We start from the raw sequence: 16,268 nt of genomic DNA on the forward strand, positions 1-16,268 counted from the left end.
GAAGCGCCCTAAGGTCCCGCCGAGGCAAAGACCAGAAGACGGTCCGTAACGGACTGCAAGGACGGTGGGAGCATGGAAGCACGAGGAAACGGCGCTGTGGAGGCGCACGAATTCGACATGGTGGTGGTGGGCGCCGGCTCGGCGGGCTGCGTCGTCGCCAATCGCCTGTCGGCGGATGGCAAGCATCGCGTGCTGCTCATCGAAGCCGGCGGACGCGACAATTCCATCAACATCCATGTGCCGCTGATGGTCGTGAACCTCCTGAAGGACGAGCGCTACACCTGGCCCTTCATGACCGAGAAGCAGGAGCACCTGAACGGCCGCGAGCAATTGTGGACGCGTGGCAAGGTGCTGGGCGGGTCGAGCTCCATCAACGGCAACGTCTATGTCCGCGGCGACCCGGCCGAGTTCGACAGCTGGACCAGCATGGGCTGCCCCGGCTGGGGGTGGGACGACATGCTCCCCTATTTCAAGCGGATGGAGAATTTCGCCGACGGCGATCCAGCCTCGCGCGGCAAGGGTGGACCCATCAACGTCACCCAGCTGAAGAACTTCGACAAGCTCGCCGACGCCTATCTGGAGGCGAACCGCGAGGCCGGCTTCGAGCTGGTGAACGACTATAACGACGGCCATTACGAGGGCGCGTCCTACCTGCAGTATTCCACCAAGCGCGGCTTCCGTTGCTCCTCCTCGGTGGGCTATCTGCGGCCGGCCCGCGGGCGCTCCAACCTCACCATCTGGACCAACACCATGGTTTCCCGCGTGCTTCTGGAAGGCAAGCGCGCGGTGGGGGTCGAATGCGTCCGGGACGGCCGCGTCGTCCAGGCCAAGGCGCGGCGCGAGGTGATCCTATCGGCCGGTCCGCTGCAGTCTCCCAAGATCCTTGAACTGTCCGGCATCGGCCGCCCCGATGTGCTCGCGCCCCTCGGCATCGAGGTGCGCCATGCCCTGCCCGGCGTGGGCGAGAACATGTCGGACCATCCCAACGTGCGCCTGACCTTCGAGTGCGGCGAGCCCATCACCATCAACGACGTGCTGCAGCGGCCCACCAGCAAGCTGAAGGAGGGCATCCGGTACATCCTGTTCGGCAAGGGGCTGTTGTCCATCTGCTCGGCCACCGCGCACACGGTGATGCGCAGTCACCCGCGGGAGAACCAGCCGGACCTCAAGCTCCAGCTCCAGCCCTTCTCCGGCAAGGACCGCTACGCCCGCCGGCCGAAGGACGGGCTCGATCCCTACTCGGGCTTCACCATCGGCATCATGGCGCTCAGGCCCCGCTCGCGCGGCTATGTCCACATCGCCTCCACCGACCCGATGAAGCATCCGCGGATCGACCCCAAGTATCTCGCCGACGAGGCGGACGCGAAGGTGCTGATGGCCGGCATCCGCGCCGTCCGGCGCCTTGCCGCCGCGCCGTCGCTCAAGCGCCTCATCGTGCGTGAGACGCGGCCCGGCCCGGAGGTCGAGACCGAGGAGGAGCTGATCGCCTACATCCGCTCCACGGCGCAGACCACGTGGCACGTGGTGGGCTCCTGCAAGATGGGTCTCGACGCCGATGCGGTGGTGGACCCCGACCTCAAGGTGCGAGGGATCGAGGGCCTGCGGGTCATCGATTCTTCCGTCTTCCCGACCATCCCCTCGTCCAACACCAACGCGCCCACCATCGCGCTGGGGGAGAAGGGGGCCGAGCTCGTCCTGCGCACCTGGGAGGGCTCCGGCCGGATGCACGAGGCCGCCTGAGGGGCGATTGCGTACCCAGCGTCAGAATGCGACGGACATCATGGCCGGGAACGCCCGTCCATGATGCGTGCGCAGCGGCGCTCATGGGGCGACCCGGCACCGGACTCGTTCTCCATCACCACATCACCGCGCAGCTCCTCCGGCCGCGCGCCTCGGCACCGGCGCCTCCTCCGCGGCGCCGGTGCCGCTCCCTGCAACGGCTTTCGAGACGGGTCATGATCGAACGCATCGAGGTCTTCGTCACCGAGCTTCCCATCCGCCTCAAGCGCATCTTCTCCAGCGGCAGCTATGACACCGGCCCGGCCGGCCAATTGCTCGGCAAGCCGGTGTTCGTGAAGATCCACGCCGACGGCGTCGTGGGATGCGCGCAGATCCGCCCCATCAGCCCCGGCCATTTCGTTGCCGACACCACCCAATCGGTGGTGGCCGCCATCAAGGAGATCTACGGGCCCAATCTCATCGGCCGCAGCATCTTCGACATCGAGGCCATCACGGAGATGTTCGACCTGCGCCTCGCCGGCAATCCGGCGGCCCGCGCGGTGCTGGACATCGCGCTCCACGATGCCCAGGGCAAGGCGCTCGGCGTGCCCGCCAGCAGCCTCCTCGGGGGCCGATGCCAGGACACCATCCCCCTCGAATGGTCGGTGAGCCTTGCCGACGACATCGCGGTCATGATCGCCGAGGCCAAGCGGGCGGTGGACGAATTCGGCATCAAGGTCCTGTGTCTCAAGGCCGCCGGCAAGAAGGGCTGGCGCGAGGATGTGCGGAATTTCGAGCAGGTGCGCAAAGCGGTGGGCGACGACATCGTCATCGGCGTCGATCCCAACACCGGCTGGACGGTGCCCGATTCCATCGCCGCCATGGAGGCCATGCGTCCCTTCGATGTCGGCTATGTGGAGCAGCCGGTGGGGCGGCGCGATCTCGCCGGCCTCGCCGAGATCCGCCGCAACGCCCACGGCGTTCCCCTGATGGCGGACGAGAGCCTGTTCACCATCGAGGATGCCACCGCGCTCGCCGAGGCCAAGGCGGTCGATGTGTTCTGCATCAAGCTCTACAAGGTCGGCGGGCTCACCCCGGCCCGCAAGATCGCCGCCGTCGCCCAGGGCGCCGGCATTCCGCTCAATTGCGGCGGGCTCGCCACGGTCTCCACCTTCGAGGCGATGGCCGCGGCGCACTTCTGCGCCACCATCCCGGCGCGGCGCACGTTCGGCGCAGCGGAGTTCGTGTTCGGCCTCGGCCCGATCGGCCGCGATCCGCTGGTGGCCGAGGGCGCGCCGCAGATCCGCGACGGCGCAGTCGCCGTGCCGCAGGGGCCCGGGCTCGGCCTCATCCTCGACGAGGCCGCGCTGGAAAAGGCGACGCTGCTGAGGGAGGTCGTCACCCGCTGAGGCTTGGAGAAGGCCGGCGGAGTCAGTCGCCCCCGGCGCGCCCGTCGTTGGCGTCGCGCAACGCTGCCCGCACCACCGATGGGGTCAGCTTCGGCGCCACCGAGCGGATGAAGTCGAGCATGTAGCCGCGCAGGTAGGTGTTGGACCGCAGGCTGATGAAGATGGTGCTCGGCTCGAACAGATGGCTCGCGTCGCGCGCGCCGAGCTCGGTGTCGCGAGTCGGGTCGAAGGTGATGTTGGTGAGGACGCCGATGCCGAGGCCGAGCTCGATATAGGTCTTGCACACATCGGCATCGATGGCGCTGAGGATGATCTTCGGCTCGATTCCGGCCGCCTTGAAGGCGTTCATCACCCGCCAGCGCCCGCTGTAGCGCTGGTCGTAGGAGATGATCGGATAGCTCCCCACCGCCTCCAGCGTCAGCTCCGGCACCTCAAGGATGGGATGGTCCTTCTGCGCCACCACCGAGCGCGGCAGGGTGAAGCACGGCAGCTTCACGAGATTGGGCATGGCATTGACCGTGTCCGTGCCGATGGCGAGGTCCGCCTCGGCTGCATCCACCATGGCGCAGATGTCCTCCGGATTGCCCTGCCGCAGCACCAGTTGCACGTCCGGATGGGTGCGGACGAACTCCTGGATCACCCGCGGCAGCACGTAGCGCGCCTGGGTGTGGGTGGTGCCGATGGTGAGGGTGCCGTGGGTACCGGAATTAATGTCGTCTTTCAACGACTTGAGCGCGGCCATGTCGGTCACGACGCGCTTGGCGATTTCCAGCACCAGCTGTCCGGGCTCGGTGGGGCCGATGATGCGGTTGCGGGTGCGCTGGAAAATCTCGAACCCCAGCTCGGATTCCAGCAGCTGCACCTGCCGGCTCACCCCCGGCTGCGATGTATGCAGCGCCTCGGCGGCCGCGGACAGGTGATTGTTCTGGCGGACGATTTCTAGAATGTAGCGCAGCTGCTGCAGTTTCATGGCGTCTCTGCATGTGATTTTTATATGCCAGAATAACATTATATTCTGTGCGCGCATACTGAGACAGCCTCTATTTGTTTCCCCGGATGCAGCGGGACGTATCGAGCCCGCCCCGGGAGATGCGCTCGATGTCAGAGCTTGCGACCAAGAATTACGATGTCGTCGTCGTCGGAGGCGGCAATGCGGCCCTGTGCGCGGCGCTGTCGGCCCGCGAGCAGGGCGCGAGTGTCCTCATGCTGGAGCGCGCGCCGCAGGAAGAGCGCGGCGGCAACTCCGCCTATACCGACGGCCTCATGCGCGTCGTCTACAACGGCGCAGACGACATCCGCGCGCTCGCCCCGGACCTGACCGACGAGGAGATGGCAAACTCCGATTTCGGCGCCTACACCGAGGACGATTTCTTCGACGACATGGCGCGGATCACCCAGTACCGCACCGATCCGGACCTGTGCGAGATCCTGGTCCGCCGCAGCAAGGAAACGCTGCTGTGGATGCGCGACCAGGGCGTGCGCTTCATGCCCAATTTCGGCCGGCAGGCGTTCCGCGTGGATGGCCGCTTCAAGTTCTGGGGCGGCGCCACCATCGTGGTGGCCTCGGGTGGTCCCGGCCTCGTGGATGCCCTGTTCGCCACCGCCGAGAAGAAGGGCGTGGACGTGGTCTACGAGGCCTGGGTGCGCGGCCTCATCCATGACGACTCCGGCGTCCACGGCGTCACCTTCCAGCTGCATGGCAAGACGGTGGAGGTGAAGGCCCGCGCGGTGATCCTCGCCTGCGGCGGGTTCGAGGCCAATGCGGAATGGCGGGCGCGCTATCTCGGGCCCGGCTGGGACCTCGCCAAGGTGCGCGGCACCCGGTTCAACAATGGCGACGGCCTCGCCATGGCCCTCGCCATCGGCGCCCAGCCCTACGGCCACTGGTCCGGCTGCCACGCCACCGCGTGGGAGCGCTATGCCAGCGAGTTCGGCGACCTCGCCGTGACGCCCCAGTACCAGCGCCACTCCTATCCGTTCGCGGTGGTGGTGAACAAGGACGGCAACCGCTTCATCGACGAGGGCGCCGACTTCCGCAACTACACCTACGCCAAATACGGCCAAGCGGTGCTCCAGCAGCCGGGACAGGTCGCCTGGCAGATCTACGACGCCAAGACCCGGCACCTGCTGCGCGACGAGTATCGCACCCGCACGGTCACCAAGGTTTCCGCCGACACGCTGGAAGAGCTCGCCGACAAGATCGAGGAGATCGACAAGGACCAGTTCCTCGCCACCGTCCGCGAGTTCAATGCCGCGGTCCAGCAGGACGTGCCCTTCAATCCGAACGTGAAGGACGGGCGCGGTGCGCCGGGACTGCCGGTGCCGCGCTCCAACTGGGCCTGCACCATCGATACCGCGCCGTTCGAGGCGTACGCCGTGACCTGCGGCGTCACCTTCACCTTCGGCGGCGTGCGCGTCACCACCAGCGCCGAGGTGGTCGACACCGCCCAGCAGGTCATCCCCGGCCTCTATGCAGCGGGCGAGATGGTCGGCGGCATCTTCTACTTCAACTATCCGGGCGCGAGCGGACTCACCAGCGGCGCGGTGTTCGGCCGCCTCGCCGGCCGCAGCGCAGCCCTCTTTGCCAAGGGCGTGAGCCACCCCGATGCCCCCGCGGTGGAGACCCGCAAGGTCGGCTGATCGCCGGCCCTCCCAACAGCAGGACAGCGCCGCGCGGCGCTCTGGAAATTCCCCAGGAGCTTGAACAATGAACGTCGCCGTTTCCGTCGAATCGCCCACCCGCGCGCTCGCCGAGTTCGCCGCGAACCTCACCTATGAGGACTTGCCGGCGGACCTCGTGGCCCAGGCCAAGCAGTGCATTCTCGACAGCCTCGGCTGCTCCATCTTCGGCTCCAACAAGCCGTGGACTCTTGCCGTCGCCCGCGTGGTGTCGCGGCTGGACCAGAAGAAGAGCGCGAGCGCGTTCGGCATGAACCTGCGCGCGGACCCCACCGGCGCAGCGCTCATCAACGGCACGTCGGCCCAGGGCTTCGAGCTCGACGACTGCCACGATCAGTCCATGTCGCACTACGGCGCGGGCGTGGTGCCCACCGTGCTCGCCATGGCCGAGGCCTTCGGTCCGTTCTCGGGCAAGGACATCATCCTCGCCACCGTGGTGGGCTACGAGCTCGGCACACGCATCGGCAACACGGTGAGCCCGCATGCTTTCAACCGTGGCTTCCACCCCTGCGGCCTCACCTCCACCTTCGCCGCCGCCGCCACCGCTGGCAAGCTGCTGCGCCTCAACGTGGACCAGTTCGTCAGCGCCCTTGGCCTCGCAGGCTCGCAGGCGGCCGGGCTCATGGCCTCGCAGTACGGCGCCATGGCCAAGCGCTTCCACTCGGGCAAGGCGTGCCAGAACGGCATCCTCGCCGCCATGTCGGCGCAGGAGGGTCTGACCGGGGTGCGCAACGTGCTGGAAGCGCCCTACGGCGGGTTCTGCTCCACCTATGCCGAGACCTACGACCTCGGCTACGCCACGAAGGGCCTCGGCACCGACTTCGAGATGCGCCACAACGGCTTCAAGCGCTATTCCTCGCTCGCCTCCAGCCAGACCTCGGTGGACGCCCTGCGCGCCCTGCGCGAGCTGCATGGCATCAAGGGCGAGGACGTGGAGAAGGTTTTCATCGAAACCACCGCCATGGTTCACCGCCACTGCGGCTGGCCGTATGTGCCGGCCGAGACCATCACCGCCCAGATGAACCTGCCCTACACTGCGGCGGTGACACTGCTCGAAGGCAACGCCTTCATCGACCAGTACACGGACGAGAAGCTCCGCGACCCGACCATCATGGATCTCGCCAACCGGGTGGAGGTGGTCATCGCGCCGGACCTCGACGCCCTTGGCCCGCACGAGATGCGCGCGGTGCGCGTGACAGTGACCATGAAGTCCGGCGAGAGCTTCACCCACGCCCAGACCTACCGGTCCGGGCACTGGAAGAACCCGCTGTCCGACGACGTGCTGAAGGCGAAGTTCCGCGACCTCGCCGGCCGCGTGCTCGCCCCCGAGGCGGTGAAGGAGGTGGAGGCCATCGTCTCCACCCTCGAGACGCAGGGCGAGCCTGCCCCCGCCCTCGGCACCGCCCTCCAGAAGCTGCGCGCCTGACGCGCAGCGAGACGTCGACGCCGGCCGCGCCCTCGGCGCGCCGCCCGCGCACCGGACCCGTCCCGGTGCGCGGGAACACCCCATGAGAAGGATCGCGAGAATGGGACAGCCGACCACAGAGCGCACGCTCTCCATGGATTTCGCCGCATTCGCCACAGCGCTGAGGCCCGAGCAGATCCCCGCCCCGGTGCGTGAGGCCGCCCTTTGGCACGTGGTGGATTCCATCGGCGTGTGCATCGCCGGTGCCAACCCGCGCGAGGAGAGCGGCATGGTCGCCCACAGGCTGGCGGCCAAGTGGGCGGCGCCTTCGGGCGCCACGGTGCTCGGCGTCGGATCGAGTGTGCGTCCCGAGATGGCCGCGCTGCTCAACGGTGCCCTCGCCCAGGCGCTGGAGATGGACGACAAGCACGGCTCCTCCCTTGCGCGCCCCGGCTCCACCGTCATCCCGGCGGTGCTGGCCGTGGCGCAGGCCAACAACCTCTCCCTCGCTGAGGTGGTGACGGCCGTGACCGTGGGCTACGAGGTGATGATCCGCCTCGGCTTCGTCGCGGGAGAGCGCTTCCTGGAGCGCGGCTATCACACGTCCTCGCTGCTCGGCGCCTTCGGCACGGTGGCCGCGGTGGGCACGCTGACCCGCGCGACGCCCGCGCAGATCGCCGACGCGCTCGGCATCGCCGGCACCTTCGCCGCCGGCATCCAGGAGGCGACCCGCACCGGCTCCACCTCCAAGATCCTGCATGGCGGCTGGGGCGCCCATTCGGGCATCATCGCGCTCGATCTCGCTCAGGCGGGCATCACCGGGCCGGCCACCGTCTTCGAAGGGAAGTTCGGCTTCTTCAGCTGCTTCCTCACCCCGATCACCGGCACGCTTGATTTCGCCCGTGCGGCCGAGGGGCTGGGCAGCCGCTGGTATCTGCCAGAGACCGCCTACAAGCCCTACCCCTGCTGCCAGCTGCTGCACGCCTTCATCGAGGCCGGCAAGCAGATCCGCGCCGAAATGGCGAAGGACGGCGTCTCCCTCGATACCATCGAAGGCATCCACTGCCAGCTTGCCGAGCCCGGGCTCACCCTCGTCACCGAGCCGAAGGACAGGAAGCGCGCGCCCCAGCACCCCCACGAGGCGCGCTTCAGCCTGCCGTATGGCGTCGCTGCCACCCTGGTCCACGGCGACGTGGATGTGGAGACCTTCCGCATCGAGCGGCTCGGCGACCCCGTCGTCCGCCGCATCTGCGCGCTGGTGGATGCGAGCGTCGACCCACAGTCGGATTATCCCCAGCATTGCCCGGCTCGCCTGACCGTGCGGGCCGGCGGGCGCACCTACTTCCGGCATGTGCCGTTCCACCCCGGCTCGCCGGAGGCCGCTCTCTCCCACGACGACGTGCTGGACAAGTTCGCCCGCAACACCGGCTGGCTGTTCGGCTCCAACGCCCGCTCGGTGGGCGCGGCGCTCACCACGACGGAGGAGACCGCCCCCGCCGATGCCCTGTTCCGCCGGCTCGCGGCGGAGACGGCACGCAACAAAGTGGCGCAGGCGGTCTGAGCGATGGCCCTGCCCTCCTCCGCCCCGGCCGCCGCGGCCGAAGTCATGCGCTTCGACCGCCTGTTCATCGGCGGCGAATGGGTCGCGCCCCGGTCGGGCCGGGTGATCCGCTCGGTGGACCCGTCCACCGAGGAGGTCTGGGCGGAGGTGGCGGAAGCCGATGCCGCCGACGTCGACGACGCGGTTGCGGCGGCCCAGGCGGCCCTGAAGGGGCCGTGGGGCCGCAACACAACGCCGAGCCGGCGCGGCGAGCTCCTGTCCCGCCTCGCCGCCCTGATGCGCCGCGACGCCGACACCCTCGCCGAGATCGAGAGCCGCGACAACGGCAAGCCGCTGCGCGACACCAAAGGCGAAGTTCTGCGCGCCGCCGACTGGATCACCTTCTTTGCCGGCGCCGCCGACAAGATCAATGGCGAGCAGATCCCCTTCCGCCCGGACGCGCTCGCCTACACGCGCCGGGAGCCGGTCGGGGTGGTAGGCGCCATCCTGCCCTGGAACTCGCCGATCTCCTTGTGCTCGTGGAAGCTCGGCCCGGCACTCGCCGCCGGCAACACCATCGTGCTCAAGCCGGCGGAGCAGACGCCCGCCAGCCTCCTGGCGCTCGCCCGCCTCGTGGAGGAGGCCGGCTTTCCTGCCGGGGTGGTGAATGTCGTGCCGGGCTACGGCGCGGTGGCCGGCGCAGCCCTCGTCGCCCACAGGGGCGTCGCCAAGGTGTCGTTCACCGGCGACCACCGCACCGCGCGCAAGATCATGGCCTCGGCCGCGGACACGCTGAAGCGCTGCACCTTCGAGTGCGGCGGCAAGTCGCCTTACATCGTCTTCGCCGACGCCGACCTCGACAAGGCGCTGACGGTCGCCACGCACAGCGCCTTCCGCTCCACTGGGCAGTCCTGCTCGGCCGGCTCGCGCATCTTCGTGGAACGTCCGGCCTATGAGGCGTTCGCCGCCAACCTTGCGGGACGCGCCGGGCGCATCCGCATCGGCATGCCGCTAGATCCGAGGACCCACATCGGCCCGCAGACCTCGGCCGAGCAGCGGGAGAAGACCGAGCGCTACATCGCCCTCGGGCGGGAGGCCGGCGGGCGGGCCCTGGCGGGCGGCGGGCGGCCCGCCGCATTGCCGCGCGGCTATTTCGTCGAGCCCACGGTGTTCGTGGACGTGGCCAACACGGACCAGCTGGCTCGCGAGGAGGTGTTCGGCCCGGTGGCCGTGGTCATCCCGTTCGACGACGAGGAGGAGGCCATCGCGCTCGCCAACGATACCGACTATGGCCTCGTGGGCGGCCTGTGGACGTCCGACGTGACGCGCGCGCACCGCGTGGCGCAGCGCATCGAGGCGGGGCTGGTGTCGGTGAACACCTTCCGCCCGGTGCACCACATGCTGCCCTACGGCGGCTTCAAGATGAGCGGCATCGGCCGCGAGAACGGGCTCGAGGTGCTGAAGGAGTATACGGAGGTGAAGACCATCGTGGTCGAGCTGGCGTCGGGCGCGCCTGCCGACCCCTTCGCGGACTGACGCTACGCGAGCCCCCGGCAGGCCGAACCCTTGCCGCCGGCTGTTTGAGACGTCCAATTATAGCTGGCGGCGGTTCGATATCATTTGCGCATAGTGCGATCGCAATCGGTATTGGAATCGCTTTGCCCCGAACCTAATCTCAATGGGCCAGAACCGCGAAACGGCAGCCGCGCGCCGCCGAAAAAGACGGTCGATCAATGGCAATCTAGGGAGCACATCCATGATCCGTCGCAGTGGCATCGCGTGCGCCGCGGCCGCATTTCTCGCCCTGAGCGCACCCGTGGCGCGGGCGGAACAGCCCATATCCATCGTGGTCGCCTACCAGGCCGGCGGAACCACCGACACGCTCGCCCGCATCCTCGGGACGCGCCTGTCGGAGAAGCTCGGCACCCCGGTCATCGTTGAGAACCGCGCCGGCGCCACCGGCCAGATCGGCTCCAAGCACGTGGCGAAATCCGCGCCCGACGGGCGCACGCTCCAGCTCGCCACCCAGACCACCCACGCGGTCGCGCCCTCGCTCTATCCCAACATCGGCTACGATCCGCAGAAGGACTTCACTCCCATCAGCCTCGTCGCCTGGTCGCCGCTGGTGCTGGTCACCAACCCGTCCTTCGCGCCGAAGTCGGTGAAGGAGCTCATCGCCTATGCCAAGGCGCACCCGCGCGATCTGAGCTACGCCACCGGGGGGCGCGGCGACGGCTCGTTCATGGCGGCCATGTTCTTCAACAGCATGGCGAAAATCTCGCCGGTCGCGGTGCCCTTCCCGGGCGAGGCGCCGGCCCTGCCGCAGGTGCTCGGCGGCCAGCTGCCCTACATGTTCTGCAGCGCGCCCACGGTCGCGGCCGCCATCGAGGCCGGCCAGCTGAGGGCGCTCGCCGTGACCAGCAAGGTCCGCGCCTCCAACCTGCCCAATGTGCCGACCATGGCCGAGGAAGGCCTGCCGGGCTACGAGATGGTCAATTGGTGGGGCATCTTCGGGCCCGCCGGCATGTCGCCCGAACTGGTGAAGACCCTCAACTCCGCCTTCCTCGACATCCTCAAGGAGCCGGACACCCGGGCGAAGCTGCAGCAGCTCGGCTATGAGCTGACCGGCACCTCCTCGGACGCGTTCAAGACCTATGTCGCCGCCGAGAACGAGAAGTGGGCCGCCCTGGTGAAGGCCGAGGCGAGCGTCCCGGCCCAATAGCCGCCGTCCCCCGGGCGAGGTTCGGCCAAGACCCTCCGCCCGGGCCGTCCCGGCCGCTTCGCGCCGGCTCTCGTCCGGCGCTGGCGACGCCGCGCACGCACCGCCTCATCCGCACCGTCCACCGCCCGGAGGTCGCCCTTGGACCATCCTCGATCCGGCACAAGCCGCGCCTTCGTCCGCGATCCGCAGAATTTCGTCGCCGGCCTTGTCCTCATCGGTTTCGCGGCGATCGGCTGGGCGGGCACTTCCGGCCTCGACGTGGGCCACATGGGTGCGATGGGTCCCGGCCTCGTGCCCCGCTTCCTCACGCTCTGCCTCGCCGCCTTCGGCGTCTTCCTCGCGGCCACGGCCTGCTTCCACCGCGAGGGCACCCGCATCGGCCCGGCCGACTTCAGCGGCGTCCTTCTCGTGGCCGCCATCGCCGCCGCGTCCCTTGCCGTGGGGTCGGTGCTGCCCGCCGCGCCGGACGGCATTCCTCCCGCAGCCTTCGCTTTCGGCATCCTCTATCTCGCGGTGATGATCGGCCTCGTGATCCTCGCCGCGCGCCGCTCCACCTTCCTGGACCGCAGCGGCCTCCGGGGGCCGATCTTCGTGGTGGGCGGCATCATCGCCTTCGCCCTGACGGTGCGCTCGGTCGGGCTTCTGGTGGCGGGACCGCTCCTCGCAATCATCAGCGGGGCGGCGGCGCCGGACACCAAATTCGGCGAACTTCTGCTGTTCGCCGTCGGCATGACGGCCGTCAGCATCGCCTTGTTCCGCTATCTGCTGCAGCTGCCCATGCCCGTGCTCGTCATTCCCGGCGTGCTCTATCTGTGAGGGACGATGGACATCCTCGCCAACCTCGGACTGGGCTTCGCAACGGTACTCAACCTCGCCTACGTCCAGCTGCCGCTCATCGGCGCGGTGCCGCTGCCGACCAATATCCTGCTGTGCTTCGTGGGCTGCCTCGTGGGCACGCTGATCGGCGTGCTCCCCGGCGTGGGGCCGATCGCCACCATCACCATGCTGCTGCCGATCACCTTCGGCCTGCCGCCCACCGGCGCCCTCATCATGCTTGCGGGCATCTATTACGGCGCGCAGTACGGCGGCTCGACCACCGCCATCCTCGTCAACATTCCCGGTGAGGCGACCTCCGTCGTCACGGCCATCGACGGCCACGAGATGGCGAAGCGCGGCCGAGCCGGCTCGGCGCTCGGCATCGCCGCGATCGGCTCGTTCTTCGCCGGATGCGTCGCGACGGTGGTGATCGCCGCCCTCGCCGTGCCCCTCACCCGCATGGCGCTGATGTTCGGCCCGGCCGAATATTTCTCGCTCATGGTGATGGGCCTGGTGTTCGCCGTCGTGCTGGCCCATGGCTCACTGGTGAAGGCCATGGCCATGATCTTCCTCGGTCTCCTGCTCTCCACCGTGGGCACGGACCTTGAGACCGGCCAGGACCGGCTGACCTTCGGCTTCGAGCCCATATCCGACGGCATCGACTTCGCGATCCTCGCCATGGGCATCTTCGGCTTCGCCGAAGTGCTGCGGAACCTTGGAATCGACGAGAAGCGCGATCTTGTCTCCAAACCCATCGGCCGGCTCCTGCCGTCGACGGCGGAGCTCAGGGAAGCCTCCATGCCGGTGCTGCGCGGCACCATCGTGGGTTCCATCCTGGGCATCCTGCCGGGCAACGGCGCGGTGCTTGGGCCCTTCGCCTCCTATTCCTTGGAAAAGCGCATCTCGCGCCATCCCGAGCGGTTCGGGCGCGGCGCCATCGAGGGGGTCGCGGGACCGGAGAGCGCCAACAACGCGGGCGCGCAGACCTCCTTCATCCCTCTTCTCACCCTCGGCGTGCCGCCCAATGCGGTGATGGCCCTCATGGTCGGCGCCATGACCATCCAGGGCATCATCCCCGGTCCGCAGGTGATGACCCGCAATCCCGATCTGTTCTGGGGGATGATCACCTCCATGTGGATCGGCAACCTGATGCTGCTCGTCATCAACCTGCCGATGATCGGGATCTGGGTGCGGCTTCTCCAGGTGCCTTACCGCCTCCTGTTCCCCACCATCCTGATCTTCTCCTGCATCGGCATCTATTCCATCAACAATCAGCCCATGGACGTCATCATGACGGCGGGCTTCGCGCTTGCCGGCTACACCCTCATCAAGCTCGGGTTTGAACCGGCGCCGCTGCTGCTCGGCTTCGTGCTCGGCAAGCTCATGGAGGACAACCTGCGCCGTGCGCTGCTGATGTCGCGCGGCAGCCTGCTCGGCGTCATCGAGCGCCCGCTCAGCGCGGCGCTCCTCATCGTCGCCGCAGCCATCCTGTGCGCCGCCATCCTGCCCACCCTGCGGCGCGGACGCGACCGCGTCTTCGCCGAATAGGCCGTCCCCGCCCGCGCCGCGACGGTGCGTCGATGCCACAAGGCACGGCGCTCGCATCGGCTGCCGGCGGGGCCATATCCGCGCCCTTGCGCGTCACCTCCCTTGACTTGCGCCCGCCCGAACGGAATGGGTTAGGAAAGTGCGCGCGTGAAGGACCTGACGTGACGAAGCCGGTCAATGCGATCGAGGGCAAGCCGGTCAAGGGCCGGCCGGTCAAGGGTAAGCCTGAGAAGGCCAGAACCGAGAAGTCCGGGCCGGTGAAGGCGGCGTGGCCGGGCGAGGCTTCGCCCGCGGGCGCGCCGGTGGAGGCCAAGTCGGCCGAATCCCTGTCCTCGGAAGCCTTTCGGGCCATCGAGGAGCGGATCGTGACGCTCGCCTTCGCGCCCGGCAGCACCTGGTCGGAATCCGCCATCGCCGAGGCCGTGGCCATCGGCCGGACACCGGTGCGCGAGGCGTTGCAGCGCCTCGCCGTGGGCCATGTGGTGAAGATCGTGCGCGGGCACGGCATCGTCATCTCGCCCATCGACCACCAGACCCAGCTTCTCGTCATCGAGACCCGGCGCGAGCTGGAGCGGCTGGTGGCGGTGCGCGCGGCGCGCCGCGTGCTCGCTGCCGACAAGCGCGAACTGCGCAAGATCGCCGACGAGCTGGAGGAGATCGGGCGCACCCAACAGATCAAGGAATTCCTGAGCAAGCAGTTCGTCTACAAGCATCTGCTTGCCGAGATCGCCGGCAATCCCTTTGCCGCCGCCGCCCTGGAGCCGCTGCACATCCTCACGCGCCGATTCTACTTCCGCTACCATCCCGATCTGGAGGATCTGCCGGAGGTGACGGCGGTCCACGCCTCACTGCTGCGGGCGGTGGCGAGCGGCGACGAAGCGGCCACCGCGAAGGCGGTCAACGTGATGATCGACTATGCCGAGCAGCTGACGCGCCGGATCGTCGAGCGCGAGCGATAATCGAAACTAATCAGTGACTTGATTCGAAGCGAGCGGCTTGCCCCGCGAGCCGCTTGACGACCGTCCGTTTTTGGATATTTTTGCGATATATTACAAAAATATCTGGAGCGAGACGCTTGGAACAGGGACGCCAGGGCCGGGATGACCGGCCCCCCATCGCGCTTGCCTGCGACGTGCTGGTGGTCGGAGGAGGCGCTGCCGGGCTCGCGGCTGCGGTCACTGCCGCCCGACAGGGCCTCAAGGTCACTTTGCTGGAGCGCTACGGCTTCTGCGGCGGCGCCGCGGTGGCCGGCCTCTCCGGCACGGTCTGCGGCATGTACGAGGCCTCCACCGACGACAACCGCCCGCCGGTGCAGGCGGTGTTCGGCTTCCTGGACGAGTTCGTTGCCCGCATGGAGGCGCGCGGCGGTCTCACTGGGCCGATCCGCTACGGCAAGACCTTCACCCGCGTCCACGATCCCCTCGCCTGGCGCGAGACGGCCGACGATCTTCTGGCCGACGCGGGCGTCCACATCGTCTACCACACGGTCGTCACTGAGGCGCTGTGCGAGGGCGACCGCATCGAGGGCATCCGCGGCTACACCAAGGAAGGCCCGCTCACGGCGCGGGCGAAGCTGGTGATCGACGCCTCGGGCGACGCCGATCTCGCCGTCATGGCGGGCCTGCCCTGCACCGTGGGCGACGAGGGTCGGGTGCAGAACCCCACCATGATCTTCCGCATGATGGGCGCGGACGTGGATCGCCTGCGCGCCGAGGAAGGCGAGGATTCCATCCTCGGACCGCACATTTCCGAGCTGATCGCCAAGCTCCACGCGCAGGGCGAATACGTGCTCCCGCGCTCCAAGATCTTCCTGTTTCCCACCCCGCGGCCCAACGAGATCCTGTGCAACGTCACCCGCGTCATCGGGCGCGACGGGCGCGAGCTCAACCCGCTGATCGCCGCCGACCTCACCGAGGCGGAGATCGAGGGCCGCAAGCAGGTGCGCCAGTACGAGCGCTTCATCCAGAACCACATCGCCGGCTGCGCCGACGCCTTCGTCAACGATACCGGCGTGCAGGTGGGCGTGCGCCAGACCCGCCAGATCGTCGGCACCAGCCGGCTCGCCAACGCGGACGTGCTGGCGGGGCGCAAGTTCGACGACGGCATCGCCCGCTCGCCCTGGCCCATCGAACTGCATTCCGGCGCCAAGCCCCGGCTCGAATGGCTGATGGAGGACGTCTACGAGGTGCCCTACGGCTGCTTCGTGCCTAAGCGCGGAGAAGGCATTCTCGTTGCCGGCCGATGCCTTTCGGCCGAGCACGAGGCCCTCGCCTCGGCCCGTGTCACCGCCCAGTGCTTCTCCTACGGCCATGCCATCGGGCATGCGGCGGCCATCGCCGTGAAGGACGGCGTGGCCCCCCGCGACATCGACGGGCGCGACCTGCGCCAGGTGCTGAACCGCGACGGCGCGCGGCTCGGCTGACCCCCATT

At 68.5% G+C, this 16,268-nt stretch carries 12 protein-coding genes; 11 read left to right on the forward strand and 1 reads right to left on the reverse strand.

The features are described from left to right. Positions 1-72 precede the first annotated feature (72 nt). Positions 73-1,740: a GMC family oxidoreductase gene (locus ABLE93_RS02875; protein WP_348837787.1), complete on the forward strand. Its 1,668-nt coding sequence runs from the start codon at positions 73-75 to the stop codon at positions 1,738-1,740. A gap of 215 nt (positions 1,741-1,955) precedes the next feature. Further along, entirely contained in the window at positions 1,956-3,128 is a 1,173-nt protein-coding gene (locus ABLE93_RS02880; RefSeq protein WP_348837789.1) for a mandelate racemase/muconate lactonizing enzyme family protein, read from the forward strand. Positions 3,129-3,150: 22 nt separating this feature from the next. On the opposite strand, the gene ABLE93_RS02885 is transcribed toward ABLE93_RS02880, so the two are convergent. Further along, the gene (locus ABLE93_RS02885; protein ID WP_348837791.1) at positions 3,151-4,098 is read right to left on the reverse strand and encodes a LysR substrate-binding domain-containing protein; all 948 of its coding nucleotides are present in this window, start codon (positions 4,096-4,098) and stop codon (positions 3,151-3,153) included. Between the two features lie 128 nt (positions 4,099-4,226). Here ABLE93_RS02885 and tcuA point away from each other — a divergent pair, with 128 nt between their 5' ends. The 9 genes from tcuA (at position 4,227) to ABLE93_RS02930 (ending at position 16,260) form a co-directional block, all read left to right on the forward strand. Further along, positions 4,227-5,768, forward strand: coding sequence for an FAD-dependent tricarballylate dehydrogenase TcuA (gene tcuA, locus ABLE93_RS02890; protein WP_348837792.1), 1,542 nt, complete (start codon positions 4,227-4,229; stop codon positions 5,766-5,768). A gap of 67 nt (positions 5,769-5,835) precedes the next feature. Continuing rightward, positions 5,836-7,233, forward strand: a complete 1,398-nt coding sequence (locus ABLE93_RS02895; RefSeq protein ID WP_348837794.1) for an MmgE/PrpD family protein — start codon at positions 5,836-5,838, stop codon at positions 7,231-7,233. A 100-nt stretch (positions 7,234-7,333) separates the two neighbouring features. After that, positions 7,334-8,773: an MmgE/PrpD family protein gene (locus ABLE93_RS02900; protein ID WP_348837795.1), complete on the forward strand. Its 1,440-nt coding sequence runs from the start codon at positions 7,334-7,336 to the stop codon at positions 8,771-8,773. 3 nt (positions 8,774-8,776) lie between these two features. Beyond that, positions 8,777-10,288, forward strand: coding sequence for an aldehyde dehydrogenase family protein (locus ABLE93_RS02905; RefSeq protein ID WP_348837797.1), 1,512 nt, complete (start codon positions 8,777-8,779; stop codon positions 10,286-10,288). A gap of 220 nt (positions 10,289-10,508) precedes the next feature. Beyond that, the gene (locus tag ABLE93_RS02910; protein ID WP_348837798.1) at positions 10,509-11,474 is read left to right on the forward strand and encodes a tripartite tricarboxylate transporter substrate binding protein; all 966 of its coding nucleotides are present in this window, start codon (positions 10,509-10,511) and stop codon (positions 11,472-11,474) included. 138 nt (positions 11,475-11,612) lie between these two features. After that, the gene (locus ABLE93_RS02915; protein ID WP_348837799.1) at positions 11,613-12,290 is read left to right on the forward strand and encodes a tripartite tricarboxylate transporter TctB family protein; all 678 of its coding nucleotides are present in this window, start codon (positions 11,613-11,615) and stop codon (positions 12,288-12,290) included. Between the two features lie 6 nt (positions 12,291-12,296). Then, entirely contained in the window at positions 12,297-13,838 is a 1,542-nt protein-coding gene (locus ABLE93_RS02920) for a tripartite tricarboxylate transporter permease (RefSeq protein WP_348837800.1), read from the forward strand. A 161-nt stretch (positions 13,839-13,999) separates the two neighbouring features. Further along, a complete protein-coding gene (locus tag ABLE93_RS02925) occupies positions 14,000-14,797 on the forward strand; it encodes a GntR family transcriptional regulator (RefSeq protein ID WP_348837801.1) in 798 nt (265 codons plus the stop codon). 116 nt (positions 14,798-14,913) lie between these two features. Then, entirely contained in the window at positions 14,914-16,260 is a 1,347-nt protein-coding gene (locus ABLE93_RS02930; RefSeq protein ID WP_348837802.1) for an FAD-dependent oxidoreductase, read from the forward strand. The last annotated feature ends 8 nt before the right edge of the window (positions 16,261-16,268 follow it).

Origin of the sequence: Xanthobacter pollutisoli (genome assembly GCF_040044995.1) — a bacterium.
In the GTDB taxonomy this organism is placed as follows: Bacteria; Pseudomonadota; Alphaproteobacteria; order Rhizobiales; family Xanthobacteraceae; genus Xanthobacter.

Coding starts and splice junctions, on each gene's coding strand:
- ABLE93_RS02875 (WP_348837787.1), top strand. CDS start 73: ATGGAAGCACGAGGAAACGGCGCTGTGGAGGCGCACGAATTCGACATG.
- ABLE93_RS02880 (WP_348837789.1), top strand. CDS start 1,956: ATGATCGAACGCATCGAGGTCTTCGTCACCGAGCTTCCCATCCGCCTC.
- ABLE93_RS02885 (WP_348837791.1), bottom strand. CDS start 4,098: ATGAAACTGCAGCAGCTGCGCTACATTCTAGAAATCGTCCGCCAGAAC.
- tcuA (WP_348837792.1), top strand. CDS start 4,227: ATGTCAGAGCTTGCGACCAAGAATTACGATGTCGTCGTCGTCGGAGGC.
- ABLE93_RS02895 (WP_348837794.1), top strand. CDS start 5,836: ATGAACGTCGCCGTTTCCGTCGAATCGCCCACCCGCGCGCTCGCCGAG.
- ABLE93_RS02900 (WP_348837795.1), top strand. CDS start 7,334: ATGGGACAGCCGACCACAGAGCGCACGCTCTCCATGGATTTCGCCGCA.
- ABLE93_RS02905 (WP_348837797.1), top strand. CDS start 8,777: ATGGCCCTGCCCTCCTCCGCCCCGGCCGCCGCGGCCGAAGTCATGCGC.
- ABLE93_RS02910 (WP_348837798.1), top strand. CDS start 10,509: ATGATCCGTCGCAGTGGCATCGCGTGCGCCGCGGCCGCATTTCTCGCC.
- ABLE93_RS02920 (WP_348837800.1), top strand. CDS start 12,297: ATGGACATCCTCGCCAACCTCGGACTGGGCTTCGCAACGGTACTCAAC.